At 71.2% G+C, this 14,911-nt stretch carries 12 protein-coding genes; 8 read left to right on the top strand and 4 right to left on the bottom strand.

The features are described from left to right. Nucleotides 1–28: 28 nt before the first annotated feature. Together BIV03_RS11815 and BIV03_RS11810 are read right to left on the bottom strand one after the other, a co-directional pair. Nucleotides 29–1,462 carry an MATE family efflux transporter gene (locus tag BIV03_RS11815; RefSeq protein ID WP_071295849.1) on the bottom strand — a complete coding sequence of 478 codons (1,434 nt, stop codon included), beginning with the start codon at nucleotides 1,460–1,462 and terminating at the stop codon, nucleotides 29–31. Nucleotides 1,463–1,602: 140 nt separating this feature from the next. Next, a complete protein-coding gene (locus tag BIV03_RS11810) occupies nucleotides 1,603–2,046 on the bottom strand; it encodes a MarR family winged helix-turn-helix transcriptional regulator (protein WP_070417833.1) in 444 nt (147 codons plus the stop codon). A gap of 417 nt (nucleotides 2,047–2,463) precedes the next feature. Between BIV03_RS11810 and BIV03_RS11805 the strand changes: the two genes are divergently transcribed. The 4 genes from BIV03_RS11805 (at nucleotide 2,464) to BIV03_RS11795 (ending at nucleotide 7,384) form a co-directional block, all read left to right on the top strand. Then, the gene (locus BIV03_RS11805; RefSeq protein WP_071295848.1) at nucleotides 2,464–4,551 is read left to right on the top strand and encodes a choice-of-anchor G family protein; all 2,088 of its coding nucleotides are present in this window, start codon (nucleotides 2,464–2,466) and stop codon (nucleotides 4,549–4,551) included. A gap of 192 nt (nucleotides 4,552–4,743) precedes the next feature. Next, entirely contained in the window at nucleotides 4,744–4,923 is a 180-nt protein-coding gene (locus BIV03_RS19175; protein ID WP_070417835.1) for a hypothetical protein, read from the top strand. Between the two features lie 39 nt (nucleotides 4,924–4,962). Continuing rightward, nucleotides 4,963–5,790 carry an ammonia-dependent NAD(+) synthetase gene (nadE, locus tag BIV03_RS11800; RefSeq protein ID WP_083403392.1) on the top strand — a complete coding sequence of 276 codons (828 nt, stop codon included), beginning with the start codon at nucleotides 4,963–4,965 and terminating at the stop codon, nucleotides 5,788–5,790. A 145-nt stretch (nucleotides 5,791–5,935) separates the two neighbouring features. Further along, nucleotides 5,936–7,384 carry a flotillin family protein gene (locus BIV03_RS11795; protein ID WP_070417837.1) on the top strand — a complete coding sequence of 483 codons (1,449 nt, stop codon included), beginning with the start codon at nucleotides 5,936–5,938 and terminating at the stop codon, nucleotides 7,382–7,384. Between the two features lie 33 nt (nucleotides 7,385–7,417). On the opposite strand, the gene BIV03_RS11790 is transcribed toward BIV03_RS11795, so the two are convergent. Both BIV03_RS11790 and BIV03_RS11785 read right to left on the bottom strand, forming a co-directional pair. Further along, nucleotides 7,418–7,837 carry a hypothetical protein gene (locus BIV03_RS11790; RefSeq protein WP_071295846.1) on the bottom strand — a complete coding sequence of 140 codons (420 nt, stop codon included), beginning with the start codon at nucleotides 7,835–7,837 and terminating at the stop codon, nucleotides 7,418–7,420. 25 nt (nucleotides 7,838–7,862) lie between these two features. Next, a complete protein-coding gene (locus BIV03_RS11785) occupies nucleotides 7,863–8,843 on the bottom strand; it encodes a phosphotransferase (RefSeq protein WP_083403389.1) in 981 nt (326 codons plus the stop codon). Between the two features lie 262 nt (nucleotides 8,844–9,105). Here BIV03_RS11785 and BIV03_RS11780 point away from each other — a divergent pair, with 262 nt between their 5' ends. The 4 genes from BIV03_RS11780 (at nucleotide 9,106) to BIV03_RS11765 (ending at nucleotide 14,752) form a co-directional block, all read left to right on the top strand. Then, the gene (locus tag BIV03_RS11780) at nucleotides 9,106–11,088 is read left to right on the top strand and encodes an MDR family MFS transporter (protein WP_083403391.1); all 1,983 of its coding nucleotides are present in this window, start codon (nucleotides 9,106–9,108) and stop codon (nucleotides 11,086–11,088) included. Between the two features lie 59 nt (nucleotides 11,089–11,147). After that, complete coding sequence (locus BIV03_RS11775; protein WP_071295843.1) at nucleotides 11,148–11,732, top strand: TetR/AcrR family transcriptional regulator; 585 nt, start codon at nucleotides 11,148–11,150, stop codon at nucleotides 11,730–11,732. 264 nt (nucleotides 11,733–11,996) lie between these two features. After that, entirely contained in the window at nucleotides 11,997–13,331 is a 1,335-nt protein-coding gene (locus BIV03_RS11770; protein ID WP_071295842.1) for an enolase C-terminal domain-like protein, read from the top strand. A gap of 182 nt (nucleotides 13,332–13,513) precedes the next feature. Further along, nucleotides 13,514–14,752, top strand: coding sequence for a sugar ABC transporter substrate-binding protein (locus BIV03_RS11765; RefSeq protein WP_254790869.1), 1,239 nt, complete (start codon nucleotides 13,514–13,516; stop codon nucleotides 14,750–14,752). Nucleotides 14,753–14,911 lie beyond the last annotated feature (159 nt).

Raw genomic sequence — 14,911 nt, 5'->3', positions numbered from 1 at the left:
CGCGCCTCCCGTCCGTCGTGGCGTCCCGTCAGACCGCCGCCGCCTCCTCGAGCGCGGCGTCCGCCCGCTCCGGCGAGCCCTCGGCGAGGCCGCGGGCGATCCGGCCGCGCGACGCGAGCCAGAGCACCAGCGCCGCGACGAACACGAGCACCTCGGTCACGGTCAGTGCCCAGATGATCCCGGCGAGCCCGAACCACAGGTTCCCGACGATCACGATCGGGATGAACAGCACGCCCTGCGCCATCGACAACACCATGGCCGGCAGCACCATCCCGGTGGCCTGGAACAGCGAGGTCAGCAGCCCGGTGAACCCGTTCACGATCGTGGCGACGAGCTGCGCCGTGAGGATGGTCAGGCCGATCGCGAGCACCGAGTGGTCGCCGGAGAAGACCGTGAAGACCTGCTCGCGGAAGACGAACACCGTGCCGGAGAACAGCAGGACGATCGTCCCGACGGTGAACGCGGCACCGCGGAGTGCCGCTCGGAGCCGAACCGCGTCGCCCTTGCCGAAGGCGTAGGCGAGCAGCGGCAGCACGCCGATGGTCACGCCCATCACGAGGAACTCCGGGACCTGGGCGATGCGGACGGCGACGCCCATCGCCGCGAGCGGGTCGTCTCCGTAGGCGGCCGCGAGGTTGTTCAGCACGAGGGTCGTCACGATGAGGAACCCGGACTGCAGCAGTTCGCTCGAGCCGATGCCGAACACCGGCCCGAGGATGTCCGCCCGCAGCGTGAACCACTTCGGTGCGAAGCTCACGTTCGCGCTGTTCCGCTGGAGCCAGACGATCCAGTAGCCGATCGCCACGACGTTGCCGAGGCCGACGGCGAGTGCGGCACCGGCGACGCCCCAGTGCAGCACGAGGATGAAGAGCACGTCGAACACGAGGTTGCCGACGGTCGACAGGACGAGCCCGACCATGGCCTGCCGTGCCGCCCCCTCGGACCGGACGATCTGCTCCAGGGCGAACGACGCGGCGAGCACCGGCACGAACGCGAGCATGACCGAGACGTACGCGCTCGTGGCGGGCACCGCGGCGGCGTCTGCTCCGAGCACGGCGACGAGCGGGTGCAGGAACACCAGGCCGAGCACGGCGAGGACCACACCGGTGACGACGGCTCCCCAGAGGGCGAAGGAGGCGACGCGCTTGATGTCCTCGGCCTTGGCGGGATCGTGTTCCGAGGCCCCGAGCATGCGCGACATGAGGGCACTGCCACCGACGCCGAACACGCCGCCGACGGCCATGATGATGCCGAGGAGCGGGGTGCCGAACGTGATCGCGGCGAGCAGCGAGGTGTCGTGCTGCGATCCGATGAAGCCGGCGTTGATGACGTTGTAGACGGCGCTGACGACCATCGCGGCGGCCATCGGGACGCACAGGTGGACGAGCGCGCGGCCGATCGGTGCGGCGGACAGGTACCAGCGGTTCTTCGCCGCGGCGGTGTCGGGTGCTGTGGTGCTCATGGCTGCCTCCTTCTGGGCAGGGCGGAGCGCGCGCCGACCGTCGGTCGGCGCCGCAGGGCATGACTGATGACGCGATCGGCGGGTGCCGACGCGTGGGGGTGGGTCGCGCCTCCTGGACGGGCCTGGAGGCGCGGGTCAGGTCACCGGGTGGGTTCCGGCAGTTCCGCGGTCACCTTGTGCAGGAGCTCCTGCAGGGTGGCGCGCTCGTGGGCGTCGAGCGGCGCGAGCAGGACGTCGTCGAGGGCGATCATGGCGTCCTCGAAGCCGGCGATGAGGGCGATCCCCTCGTCGGTGGCGAAGACCCGTTTCGTCCGGGCGTTCTCGGCGTCCGCCCGGCGTTCGACGAGCCCGCGGCGCTCGAGTCCCTGCAGGAGACTCGAGACGCTGGCCGCACTCGTCCGGGTGATGTCGGCGATGTCGCGCTGGATCGCGCCGGGCGTGTGCTGCAGGTACCCGAGCACGAAGCTCTGCTCCTGGGTGAGGTCGCGTTCGCGGACCCATTCCTCGGCCGCCTTGCGCTGCGCCCACCCGATCCAGCGCATCTGCTGGAGGGGCGTGTCGAACCGGGGTGCCTGCTGCGTCATGATCAGAACGCTAACCGTTCGACCTCTAACTGTCAACACTCGAACTGATCCGCTCACGGCGTGCCCCGAACGGGGGTATCGCCACGACGGGGGACCCCCCTTGTAGATTGCACAGGAAACGCGGTCTCACCAACCGCTCATCCTCAGCTCGACGACGCCGCCGAGCCCACCCGGGGGGATCAGGACATGGCACGAGGACGAACGATGCGCGCACGATCGATGCGCCCGTCCGTGGACGCTGCCTGCACCGCTCCCCGCCTCGCCGGGGGTGATCACCCCGGATAGCCGCGCCCGCGCGCAGCACGACGCGCACACGTGACTCCGGGCCGCCCCACCAGCGCGCCCGTCGGATCTCCCGCCCCACCAGCGGGGGATGGATCAGCAGGCGGACGACCTCCGCCTGGAGGAAGAGGCACCATGCCACGCACTGCAACACGCTTCGCGCTCCGCGCGGGCGCCACGGCCACCGTCGCGGCCGTGATCATCGGGGGAGCAGCCCTCCCCGCACACGCCGCTGCGACCGACGCGACCCAGGCCGAGGGCCGTCTGCTCTCCGGCAGTGGCTCCGTCGACCTCGACAGCGTCGCGGCGCTCGCCGGGTCCTTCGGCGCGACCGCTCCCGGCGGGGCGACCGCCGGGCAGTCCGACCCGCTCGACCTCTCGGTGCTGAACAGCATCGGGATCAACGTCCCCGGGGGCATCCAGCTGCTCGGCCAGAACGGTCTCGTGAACGTCGGCGTCGCCGGCCAGGTCGCGAGCACGGACACCACCTCGGCGGTCGCGGCCGCCGGAGCCGTCGGCGCGGACGGCGCGATCCAGGTCGGTCCGGGCACCCCCGGCACCGGCGCCACCGTGAACCTCACCCCGCTGCTCGGCGACCTCGACGTCGACGGCGTCGTGAGCGAGCTCTCGGTCGGGCTCGGCGCCCTGTCCGCCCGGGCCGAGGCGACGCGCACGTTCGGCGCTCCGGACGTCACCACCGACTACCAGGTCGCCGGCGCGCAGGTCCGGCTCGTCAGCCCCGCCGTCCAGCAGCTCGTGACGTCGCTGGACACGACGCTCGGCACCACCGACGACACCGTGAACGCGGCGATCGGCGAGGACGGTCTCACCACCGACCTCACCGCGGCGCTGCTCGACCCGGTGACCGACGCCGTGAACACCCTCGGGCTCGGGGTCCTGACCCTCGACGACACCACCGCCCAGCTCACCGCCGACGTGGACCTGCAGGGTGCGCTCGCCACCGTGACGCAGCAGCCGCTCACCGACGGCCCGGTCACGATCGACCTGTCCTCGGGCGTGGTCACGATCGACCTCGCGCAGCTCTACACGCTGAACGACCTGCCGGCGAACACCACGCTGCTCGACGACGCGACGATCAACGCGCAGATCACCGGCGCGATCTCGGACATCCTGACCGAGCAGCTGCCGGCACTCCTCACCACGACGCTCACGAACGCCCTGGACGTCGCCGACGTGCAGCTCGTCGTGGACACCGGCGTCGACCTGCTCGGAGCCGACGTGGCGGGGCTGACCCTCACGGTCGACACCACCGTCGGGGACCTGCTCGGCACCGGTGACGGCGCCACGCTCACGGTCACCGGCGACGGGATCCTCGACCCGGTGCTCGGCACGCTCGACCCGCTGCTGCAGCCGCTGCTCGGCTCGACCATCGTCCCGGCGCTGACCGGCATCCTCGGTGACGTGCTCGGCGGGGACTTCGTGGCGGACACCGTGCAGACCCTGCTCACCACCATCACGTCGACCGTCACGGCGCTCGACCCGCTGCTCGACGTCGTGAACCAGCTCGTCTCCGTCACGATCAACTCGCAGACCGCCCCGGCGTTCACCGAGCCGACCGCCGACGACACCGGGGCCACCACGGTCCGGGCCGTCCGCGTGCAGCTCCTTCCGGCGGCGGACCTGGCGACCGTCGACCTCGCGACGGCGACCGTGCAGGCGGACCCGTTCGCGGGCATCGCCATCACCTCGCCCGAGGACGGGACGGACTACACGGTCCCCGCGGACGACGACACCACCTCGGTGCCGGTCACGGGCACCGCGGAGCCGGGCGCCGACGTCGACGTCACGCTCGACGGTGACGACGAGGGCACGCAGTCGACCGTCGCGGGCGAAGACGGCACGTGGACGGTCACGTTCCCCGGGGTCGCCGTCGGTGACCACGAGGCCGAGGCGGTCGAGACGATCGGCACCCTCGTGAGCGACCCCGCCGCGGTGACCTTCGCGGTCGCAGCAGCACCGGTCGACCCGACCGACCCGGGTACGCCGGGTACCCCCGGTACGCCGGGGACCCCCGGAGGCGCAGGCGGCCCCGGCGGCGCAGGCGGCGCGGGCGGTGCCGGTGCCGGTGCGGTCGGCAACGGCACGGGTGCCGGGAGCCTCGCCTACACCGGTGCCGAGCTCCTGCCGCTGCTGCTCCTCGCCGGGCTGCTCCTCGCGGCCGGCGGCGGCACGCTCGTCGCGCGGCGCATGCGTCGAGCCTGACCCGGACGGGCGCCGGCGGGTACCGGCGCCCGTCTTCCGGGACCGCGGCGCGTTCGGGTCGCCGCGGTCCCGCCGGTGCGGTGGTGGTTCGGGCCACCACCGCACCGGCACCCCTCGTCCGCCGGCCGGCCCCTCCCTGCCGGCCGACTCGATCCACCGCTTCCACCGCTTCCGACCGCTTCCGACCGCGACGTGAGGACCACCGTGCACGACCACGACACCCACCCGCTCGACCGCCACGTCGGGCCCCCGCACGTCGAACGCTTCGTCCTCACCCGGGCGCAGGAGACCATCGGCGTCGTCTGCACCTGCGCGATCGGGGCCGACCACGACAACACCATCCGTCCGGTCGGCGCGGATCGCGTCCACTGAACCCTGTGCACGCGGCGGATGCAGCGGGATACTGGGGTGGTGCGTGAACTCCAAGCCGCCATCGCAGCGGACCTCAACGTCCAGCCGACCATCGACCCGGAGCAGGAGATCGCCCGTCGCGTCGGGTTCCTCCGGGACTACCTGCTCACCACCGGCGCCAAGGGCTACCTGCTCGCGATCAGCGGCGGCCAGGACTCGACGCTCGCCGGGCGCCTGACCCAGCTCGCCGTCGAGTCGCTCCGCGCCGAGGGGCACCCGGCCGAGTTCACCACCGTCCGCATGCCGTACCGCGTGCAGGCCGACGAAGACGACGCCCAGCTCGCGCTGCGGTTCATCGCGGCCGACCCGGGCATCACCGTGAACATCGAGCACGGTGTCGACGGGGTCGTGCAGGACACCGCGGCCTCGGGGCTGGAGCTGAGCGACTTCGTGAAGGGCAACGTCAAGGCCCGGATGCGGATGGTCGCGCAGTACGCCGTCGCCGGGCAGCGGGGGCTCCTCGTCGTCGGGACCGACCACGCGGCCGAGGCCGTGACCGGCTTCTTCACGAAGTACGGCGACGGCGGTGTCGACCTCACCCCGCTCACCGGGCTGTCGAAGAGCCAGGGCCGGCAGCTGCTCGAGCACCTCGGCGCCCCGGCCCGCCTGTACGAGAAGGCCCCCACCGCCGACCTGCTCGACGAGACGCCCGGCCAGACGGACGAGGCGAACCTCGGGCTGTCGTACGCCGAGATCGACGCGTACCTGCAGGGCCACGACGTGCCGATCGAGGTCGCCGAGGCGATCGAGTCGCGCTACCGGGCGACGGAGCACAAGCGCCAGGTCCCGGCGACGCCCTTCGACGACTGGTGGCGTGCGGGCGCGTAGGCGCTGACGCGACCCCGTCCAGGAGGCGCGGTGCGGGTCCGTCCCGCACCGCGCCTCCTGTCTGTCCGTGCGTTCTCCTACGATGGGAGCCAACGGAACAACAGATGCGGAATCCAGGCTGCGGCCTGTTCCACGAGGGGGAGTCATGGAAGTCCTGTTCGCGCTCGGAGCCGTCCCGCTGATCGTCGTGGGGGTCGTCGTCCTGGCGGTCATCGTGCTGATCTACGCGAAGCTCGTCTACCGCAACGCCGGCGCCGACGAAGCGCTCATCATCACCGGCAAGCGCTCCCGCAAGGTGAAGAACCCCGACGGCACCGAGACGGTCGAGTCCGGGATCAAGGTCGTCCTCGGCGCCGGTGTCCTGGTCCGGCCGTTCTTCGAGCGCGTCGCCAAGATCTCGCTGAGCTCGCGCGCGATCGACATCAACGTGAACGCGCAGGACTCCCGCGGCGTGACCATCGACGTCGAGGCCGTGGCGCTCGTCAAGGTGGGCGAGGCCGACGCGTCGATCCGGGCCGCCGCGCAGCGGTTCCTCGGCCAGGAGAAGAAGATCGACGACTTCGCGCGCGAGGTCCTGTCCGGTTCCCTCCGTGCCTCGATCGGTGCGACCGACGTGTCGACCATCATCCGCAACCGCGACCAGCTCACCGTCGCCGTGCTCGACGTCGCGAAGGACGCCCTGCACAGCCAGGGACTCGACGTCGACTCGTTCGAGATCAAGGGCATCTCGGACCGCAACGACTACATCAGCGACCTCGGACGTGCCGAGCGCGCGCGGGTCCGGCTCGAGGCCGAGAACGCCGAGGCCCAGGCCGACCGCGAAGCGCGTGAAGCCCGTGCCACGGCCGACCAGGCCATCGCCGAGGCGGAGAACACCCTCGCGATCCGTCGGGCCGCGCTGCAGCTCGACGCCGACCGTGCCTCCGCCGAAGCCGCCGCCGCTGGCCCGCTCGCCCAGGCCCGCGCGGCGCAGGGCGTCGTCGAGCAGGAGCAGCTGACCGCGCAGAAGCGTGCCGAACTCCGCCGTGCCGAGCTCGAGTCCGAGGTCTCCGCGGTGGCCGAGGCGCAGGCGCGCAAGACCCGCGTCGAGGCCGAGGCGGCCGCCGCTGCCCAGGTCGAGACCGCACGTGCCCAGGCAGAGGCCCGACGCATCTCGGCCGAGGCGATCGCCGCCGAGGCCCAGGCCGAGTCCGAGGCGCGCAAGCTCGCGGCCGACGCCTCCCGCGCCGAGGGTGAAGCCGCCGCCGACGCGATCCGCGCCAAGGGCCAGGCCGAGGCCGACGCCACGAAGGCGCAGGCGGACGCACTCGCCCAGCACTCCGAGGCCGTCCTCCGGGTGAAGGCGATCGAGACGCTGCCGAGCATCGCCCGCGAGCTCGCGGCCCCGATGGGCAACATCGACAAGCTGACCGTCGTGTCCTCCGACGGCGCCGGAGCGCTCTCGAAGAGCGTGGTCAGTCAGTTCAGCGAAGTCGACGCCCTGCTCGGGACGACGGCCGGCTTCACGCTGAGCGACATCGTCAAGAGCACCACGACGGGGCAGGCCGCAGCCCGCGCCGTCGTGCGTGAGCAGGAGTCCGCGGCGGCCGAGTAGCCGAACCGTCGTCCGGTGCGGGCGCGGCGGGGGTCAGTCCTCGTCGCGCCCGTCGTCGTCGCGGCGGTCGCGCTGCTGCCCGCCGGCGTCCTCGCGCTCACCGAAGCCGTCGTGTCCGTCCCGGCGCTGGTCCGCCAGACGCTGCTGCCAGACGACGCTGCGGGCGGCTCCCTCGAGGACGTCGTCGACGCTCCGGCCGGTCTGCGCGGCGAGGGCACCGCTGAGGCCCGCGGTGAGCGTGCCCCCGGCCGACGCCAGTCGTTCGACCACCTGCTCCTGCCGTTCGGTCAACGGTTCGTCGATCATCTCGTCGATGGTGTCGCGGATGTTCTGTTCGCTCGCGTCCAGGGCCGCCTCGTCGCCCGAGTGCAGTGCTGCTGCCTCGCCGACGACGACGAGTCCGAGCCGCGCAGCGTCGTCTTCCGGACGCTGGCCTTCGTGCTCGTCAGTCATGTGCGGGACGGTACGCTCGACCGGATCACGCTTCCTGGACAGCGGGGTACGTGGGCGCTTCCCCCGGCGGCAGTCCTCCCCACCGTCGCAGCAGCCACTCGGCGGCCGCCAGCCCCTCGCGTCGTTGGAAGTCCCGGAGCGTCGGCATGTGCGGGATCGCCGGGCGGGACGCCTTCTCGAAGAACGTCCCTGCGAGCCCGGCGAGGACCGCGTCCACGCTCGACGCCGGCACCCCGGCGAACACCCGGTGGGTGGCGAGGTGGTGCTCGACGTCGGTGTCCTCGCCGCGCACCAGCACGTCGAGCAGGTAGGTGAGCGGGTCGAGCCAGTGCGCGCCGACGGCGGCCCAGGGCCAGTCGATGACCCAGACGACACCGTCCGCGTCGACGAGCAGGTTGTCGGCGCGGCAGTCGACGTGCGCCAGGGATCCTCCGTCGACGGCCGCCGCGGCGTCGCGTGCCGCCCGCGCCATCGCGGGGGCAGCGGCGACCACGTGCGCCGGGACGACGTCGGGGAAGCCTGCGGCGGCCATCCGGTCCCAGGCGCCGAAGTCCTCGACGAGGTCGTCCGCGACGCGCGGGAGCTGTGCGAGCGTCCCGGTGGCGGTCGGCAGCGTGTCGAGTGCGTCGAGCACGGCGGTGACGTCGAACCCGTCGCCCGCCGCGCCGGGGTGGTGTCCGTCCACGTCGTCGATGACGAGGGCGATCCAGTCGTCCCCGTCGACGGTCTCGCGCACGGTGTCGACCAGCCGAGGCGCCTGCACCGAACCGGGCAGGTGGCCCATGACCTCGGCCTCACGCTCGTGCATCCCGAAGCCGTCCGGGTTCCGCGACCGCGAGAGCGTCTTCACGAACGCTCGTCGACCGTCCGCGGTGACCACCCGGTCGGCGCCACCGGGGGAGTACCCGCCCGCCTGTGACTCGGCCCGCGCCACCGCACCCCCGAGCACTGTCTCGATGCGCTCCCGCAGGACTGCCGGCACATCGGTCCACGTCGTCCGCCCCATGCGGCCCACGGTACCTGAGGAGGCGTTCACAAACATGCACAATGGGAAAGATTGCGTATGCAGCAAAGGTGCTCATGGTGTAAAGTTGCAGAGTCTGCAAGGTTGACCCGCCGTCATCGGCCCGCCACGACGCCCCGGCGTCCCTCGCGACCACGACCACCACACGCACCCCTGAAGGACCCCCATGTCTACTGCCACCGCACCCGTCGAGGTGTCGCGCGGACGACAGAGCTCCCCGGCCGGCCAGCCGGGGAAGCCGATCATGTCGCACCGCCAGATCCTCCTCGTCATCTACGGCCTCATGGCCGGCATGTTCCTCTCGTCGCTGGACCAGACGATCGTCGGCACGGCCATCCGCACCATCGGCGACGACCTGCACGGTCTCGACCAGCAGGCCTGGGTCACCACGGCCTACCTGATCGCGTCGACGATCACCACGCCGATCTACGGCAAGCTCTCCGACGTCTTCGGCCGTCGTCCCCTCTACATCTTCGGCATCGCGGTCTTCATCATCGGCTCGCTGCTCTCGACCATGTCGACGTCGATGATCATGCTCGCCGCGTTCCGTGCCTTCCAGGGCATCGGTGCCGGTGCGCTGATGTCCCTGCCCCTCGCGATCATGGGCGACATCCTCGCTCCCCGCGAGCGCGCGAAGTACCAGGGGTACTTCCTGGCCGTCTTCGGCATCTCCTCGGTGATCGGTCCGCTCATCGGCGGGCTCTTCTCCGGCGCGTCGACCATCCTCGGCGTCACCGGCTGGCGCTGGGTCTTCCTGATCAACGTCCCGATCGGCATCGCGGCGCTCCTCATGGTCATCGCGTTCCTGCACCTGCCGAAGTTCGGCGACGCCAAGGCGAAGCCGCGCATCGACTGGTGGGGCGCGACCTCGGTCATCGTGACCCTCGTCCCGCTCCTGCTCGTGGCCGAACAGGGCCGCACCTGGGGCTGGGGCTCGGCCGCCGCGATCGCCTGCTACGTCATCGGTGCCCTCGGCCTGGTCGCCTTCCTCGTCATCGAGACGCTCATGAAGGACGACGCGATCATCCCGCTGAAGCTCTTCCGCTCCGGCGTCTTCTCGATGGCCACGATCCTCGGCTTCCTCGTGGGCTTCGCGATGTTCGGCGCCATGCTGACCATCCCGCTGTACCTGCAGATCGTCACGGGGCTCACCCCGACCGAGTCCGGCTTCGCGACCCTGCCGATGATCGGTGGGCTCATGATCGCCTCGATCGCCTCCGGCCAGATCGTCGCCCGCACCGGCAAGTACCGGATCTTCCCGGTGATCGGCACCGCGCTCGTCTCGCTCGGCTACGTCGTCCTGACGTTCATGACCATCGACAAGCCGCTCTGGTTCCTGATGATCGGCATGTTCCTCATCGGCCTCGGCCTCGGCCAGCTCATGCAGAGCATCACCCTCGCCTCGCAGAACTCCGTGCAGCCGCGTGACATGGGTGTGGCGACCAGCTCGGCGACGTTCTTCCGCCAGATCGGTGGGACGCTCGGCACCGCGGTGCTCCTGAGCGTCCTGTTCTCGATCATGCCGGCGAACATCCTGCACGCGACGGCCGACCAGAAGAACCTGACCGGTGCACTCGACGCGGCGCTCAACCCGACGGTCGCCAGTGCCAAGGCGAACCAGGGCGTCATGGACCAGATCTGGAACCCGATCGTCACCCCGATCAAGCAGCAGGTCCAGTCCGGGCTCGACCAGGCCACCGCGCAGGTGACCCAGGCCACGGCCGGCGCTCCCGAGGCCGTGCAGCAGCAGGCACTCACCGCCGCCGCCGACAAGGCCCACGCGTCCGTGCAGGACGGCAAGCTCGTCGTCGACTGGTCTGACTCGGCCCAGCGCACGTACTGGGTGGACGACCTCGCTCCGGCACTGTCGAAGCAGATCGACAAGGGCACGAGCGACAAGGGCTCGTCGAGCAGCGAGACGAGCGACACGTCCTACCTGAACGGTGCGGACGCCGCGCTCACCAGGCCCTTCATGACCGGGTTCAACTCGTCGGCCGTCACGGTCTACTGGGTCGGCTTCGCGGTCATCCTGCTCGCCTTCGTCCTGAGCTGGTTCTTCAAGGCGCCGCCGCTCCGCAAGAGCTCGGCCCTGCAGGAGCAGGCGGACAACGAGGGCACCGCTGACGACCTCGAGGTCCAGGCGGTCAAGGCCGCCGACACCATGGGCTCGCCGACCGCTCCCGTCACCGGTTCGATCCCCGTCCAGCGGGGCGCGTCGGACCGCTAGGCCGCACGGGGCCTCCCGCCACCGCGGGAGGCCCCGTCGTCCGTCCGAGGAGCCACCACGTGACCACCACCGAAGCCCCCGCCCCCGGCGACAGCGGCCTGCGGGAGCGCAAGAAGCAGCAGACCCGGGCCGCCATCCACCGGTCCGCGCTCGAGCTCGTCACTGATCGCGGGCTCGCCGGCGTCACGGTCGAGGAGATCTGCGCCGCCGCCGGCGTCTCGCCCCGCACGTTCTTCAACTACTTCCCCTCCAAGGGCAACGCCGCCCTCGGCCTCCCCGCGACCACCGTCCCGGGCCCTGCCCGCGCGACTTTCCTCGCCGGTGCGGGCACGCTCGTGTCCGACCTCTGCGACCTCGTCGCGCAGACCGTGACCCTGCCCGAGGACCGCCGCCGGATGAAGTCGCTCGTGCAGGCGCGGCCCGAGATGGTCCCGACGATGCTGCAGTGGATGGCCGAGGCCCGGTCGGCGATCGTCGAGGTCGCCGCCGAACGCACCGACGCCGAGGCGGCACGGACCGCCGTCACGCTCGTCATGGCCGCCGTCATCGAGGTCGCGCACCGGTTCTCGGTCGCGTCCCGCGACGAGCTGGCGGACCGGCTCCGCGGCGTGGTCGCGGAGATGGGGCGGCTCGCCGCCATCTGAGCAGCGCGACCACGTCCAGGAGGTGGGCCCCACCGGCCGGTTCCGGCGCGACGCGCCAGCGGCGTGGCGGCCGCGCCCGGAGGGACGGTGCGGGTCCGACCCGCACCGCGCCTCCTGTCTGTCTGCCTGCCGTCGCGTGCTGTCATCCGATCACTCACCGCGCATCGTGGCTGAAACATCCAGAAATTGAACCTTGACAGCAGAGACATCGGATGTTTCGATGAGTCCGTTCGGTCGACGGAGACCGAACGGGTAGGAGACACGATGAGCCGCATCACCGGTCTGCGCGTCCGCGACGTCCGGTTCCCGACCTCCCGGGACCACGACGGATCCGACGCCATGAACCCGGCGCCCGACTACTCCGCCGCCTATGTCGAGATCGCGACCGACGCCCTGGACGGCCACGTCGGCACCGCCTTCGTCTTCACGATCGGCCGCGGCAACGAGGTGCAGGAAGCGGCGATCGCCGCCCTCCGCGAGCACGTCGTCGGCGCGGACGCCGAGTCGGTCCTCGCGGACATGGGCGGGACGTGGCGCACGCTCGTCCACGACTCGCAGCTCCGGTGGCTCGGGCCCGAGAAGGGCGTGATGCACATGGCGATCGGCGCCGTGGTGAACGCCCTCTGGGACCTCCGGGCGAAGCGTGCCGGGAAGCCGCTCTGGGCGCTGCTCGCCGATCTCAGCCCGGACGAGCTCGTCGACCTGGTGGACTTCCGGTACCTCTCCGACGCCATCACCCCGGCCGACGCACGGGAGCTGTTCGAGGCCGCCGTGCCGCTCCGTGCCGAGCGCCGACGCCGCCTCGAGCACGAGGGCTACCCCGCGTACACCACCACCCCCGGCTGGCTCGGCTACGACGACGAGAAGCTCGCTCGCCTCTGCCGCGAGGCCGTCGACGAGGGCTTCACCCAGATCAAGCTCAAGGTCGGCGGGGACATCGACGAGGACGTCCGACGGCTCGGGATCGCCCGCGCCACGGTCGGTTCGGACATCCGGATCGCGATCGACGCCAACCAGCGCTGGGACGTCGACGAGGCGGTCACGTGGATCGAGCGGCTCCGCCCGTTCGACATCGCGTGGGTCGAGGAACCCACGAGCCCCGACGACGTCCTCGGACACGCCGAGATCGCCCGCCGCATCGCACCGATCCCGGTGGCGACGGGGGAGCACATGGCGAACCGGGTGATCGCGAAGCAGCTCATCCAGGCGGACGCGATGTCGGTGCTCCAGATCGACGCCACACGGGTGGCCGGCGTGAACGAGAACCTCGCGATCCTGCTCCTCGCCGCCAAGTACGGCGTCCGCGTCTGCCCGCACGCCGGCGGGGTCGGCCTGTGCGAGGCGGTGCAGCACCTCTCGATGTTCGACGCCGTCGCGCTCACCGGCGACCTCGACACCCGCTGCATCGAGTTCGTCGACCACCTGCACGAGCACTTCGTGACACCGGTCGACGTGCACGACGGCCGCTACTGGCCGCCCACCGCTCCCGGCGCGGGCACCGAGATGCACGCCGCCACGCTCGACGACCACGCGTTCCCCGACGGCCCGGTCTGGGCCGCCGTCGACGCGAGCGTCCCGGACGCCGTCCGCGTCGCCTGACGCACACCGACCCCGTCCGCGTCGCATGACGCACACCGACCCCGTCCGCGTCGCCTGACGCACCCCGACCCCGTCCGCGTCGCCTGACGCACCCCGATCGCGACGCCCGACGCCCCTGACCCGCACCACGTCCCTCCCGTACCGACCCTCACCCTGATCACCACGACGAAGTGGAGACTCCGATGCACCGACGCCGAATCGTCGCGGGGCTGGCGGCAGCCGCCGCCACCGCGCTCGTCCTCGCTGGTTGTTCCTCCGGCAGCAGTGCCGGCGGCAGCCAGTCCAAGGACGCCATGACCTGGTCCATGTGGATCGCCGGGAAGGAGGACAAGGCTGCCTGGCAGAAGGTCGCCGACACCGTGAAGAGCGAGGACGGCATCACCCTGACGATCCAGGGCGCCCCGTTCGAGAACTACTTCACGAAGCTCAGCACGCAGCTCAGCGCCGGCAGCGCCCAGTGCATCGTGAGCATGCAGTCGCTCCGCGCGGCGAACTACACGTCATCGCTCCTGTCGCTCGACGACCTCGCGAAGAAAGACGGCCTCGACCTGTCGGCGTACGACAGCACGGCACTCGACGGCATGAAGGTCGACGGCAAGCTCTACGGTCTGCCGTACGACACCGGGCCCATCCTGATGTTCTACAACAAGGACCTCTTCAAGCAGGCCGGCGTGGCAGACCCCGAGCCCGGGTGGACCACCGACGACTTCGAGCAGGCCGGCGAGGCGCTCAAGGCGAAGGGCATCACCGAGTTCGGATCGACCGTGGGCGACCTCAACCTCGAGTCGATGATCTACGGCTACAACGGCGGCCGGGTGATCACGAAGGCCGGCAAGATCGACGCCACCGACACGAAGTTCGCGGACGGCCTGGACTGGCTCGCGAGCCTGGTGAAGAAGGGCTACGCGACCCAGGCGTCGTCCGACGCGTCGACCCCCGGCAACGACTTCGCCGCCGGCAAGGTCGCGATGTACACGGACGGTCCGTGGTCGCTGATCAGCCAGAAGGCCAAGGTGAAGTTCGACCTCGGCGTCACGACGCTGCCGGCCGGGACCTCGGGCCCGTCGACCTTCGCCGCCGGTTCCGGCTTCGGTGTCTCGAAGCAGTGCAAGTACCCGGAGCAGGCGTTCAAGGCCGTCCAGACGATGACGAGCGAGAAGGTCCTGACGTCCCTCGCCGAGCAGGGGCGTGCCTTCCCGGCCCGGACCGCGGCGCAGGACGCGTGGTACTCCAGCGCCGGCATCGACGGGGCCGAGACCGCGCTCAAGGCGGCCCTCGCCAAGTCCTCGCCGCTCCCGGGCAACAAGCAGAGCGACCAGCTGGGCCAGCTCTTCACGCAGTACGCGCTCCAGGCGGTCAACGGACAGACGTCCGGCAAGGACACGATGTCCTCGATCGCCGGCCAGCTCGGCACGCAGTGACCGACGCGACCGACTGACGGACTGGAGGCGCGGGTCGACCCCGCCCCGCGCCTCCAGTCCGCCACCCCGACAGCAAGCACCCGCGAACGACGAGGAGGTCGTCGCATGACCACCATCCAGGATCCACCGGCGGTCCCCGCCGTCGCGACCGCGGTCGCG

The organism is Curtobacterium sp. MCBA15_016 (genome assembly GCF_001865105.1).
GTDB lineage: Bacteria > Actinomycetota > Actinomycetes > Actinomycetales > Microbacteriaceae > Curtobacterium.
This window is presented reverse-complemented; position numbering and strand designations above follow the sequence as displayed.

Excerpts from the sequence above, each read along its gene's own strand:
- BIV03_RS11815 (WP_071295849.1), bottom strand. The coding sequence starts at position 1,462 with ATGAGCACCACAGCACCCGACACCGCCGCGGCGAAGAACCGCTGGTAC.
- BIV03_RS11810 (WP_070417833.1), bottom strand. The coding sequence starts at position 2,046 with ATGACGCAGCAGGCACCCCGGTTCGACACGCCCCTCCAGCAGATGCGC.
- BIV03_RS11805 (WP_071295848.1), top strand. The coding sequence starts at position 2,464 with ATGCCACGCACTGCAACACGCTTCGCGCTCCGCGCGGGCGCCACGGCC.
- BIV03_RS11795 (WP_070417837.1), top strand. The coding sequence starts at position 5,936 with ATGGAAGTCCTGTTCGCGCTCGGAGCCGTCCCGCTGATCGTCGTGGGG.
- BIV03_RS11790 (WP_071295846.1), bottom strand. The coding sequence starts at position 7,837 with ATGACTGACGAGCACGAAGGCCAGCGTCCGGAAGACGACGCTGCGCGG.
- BIV03_RS11785 (WP_083403389.1), bottom strand. The coding sequence starts at position 8,843 with ATGGGGCGGACGACGTGGACCGATGTGCCGGCAGTCCTGCGGGAGCGC.
- BIV03_RS11780 (WP_083403391.1), top strand. The coding sequence starts at position 9,106 with ATGTCGCACCGCCAGATCCTCCTCGTCATCTACGGCCTCATGGCCGGC.
- BIV03_RS11770 (WP_071295842.1), top strand. The coding sequence starts at position 11,997 with ATGAGCCGCATCACCGGTCTGCGCGTCCGCGACGTCCGGTTCCCGACC.
- BIV03_RS11765 (WP_254790869.1), top strand. The coding sequence starts at position 13,514 with ATGCACCGACGCCGAATCGTCGCGGGGCTGGCGGCAGCCGCCGCCACC.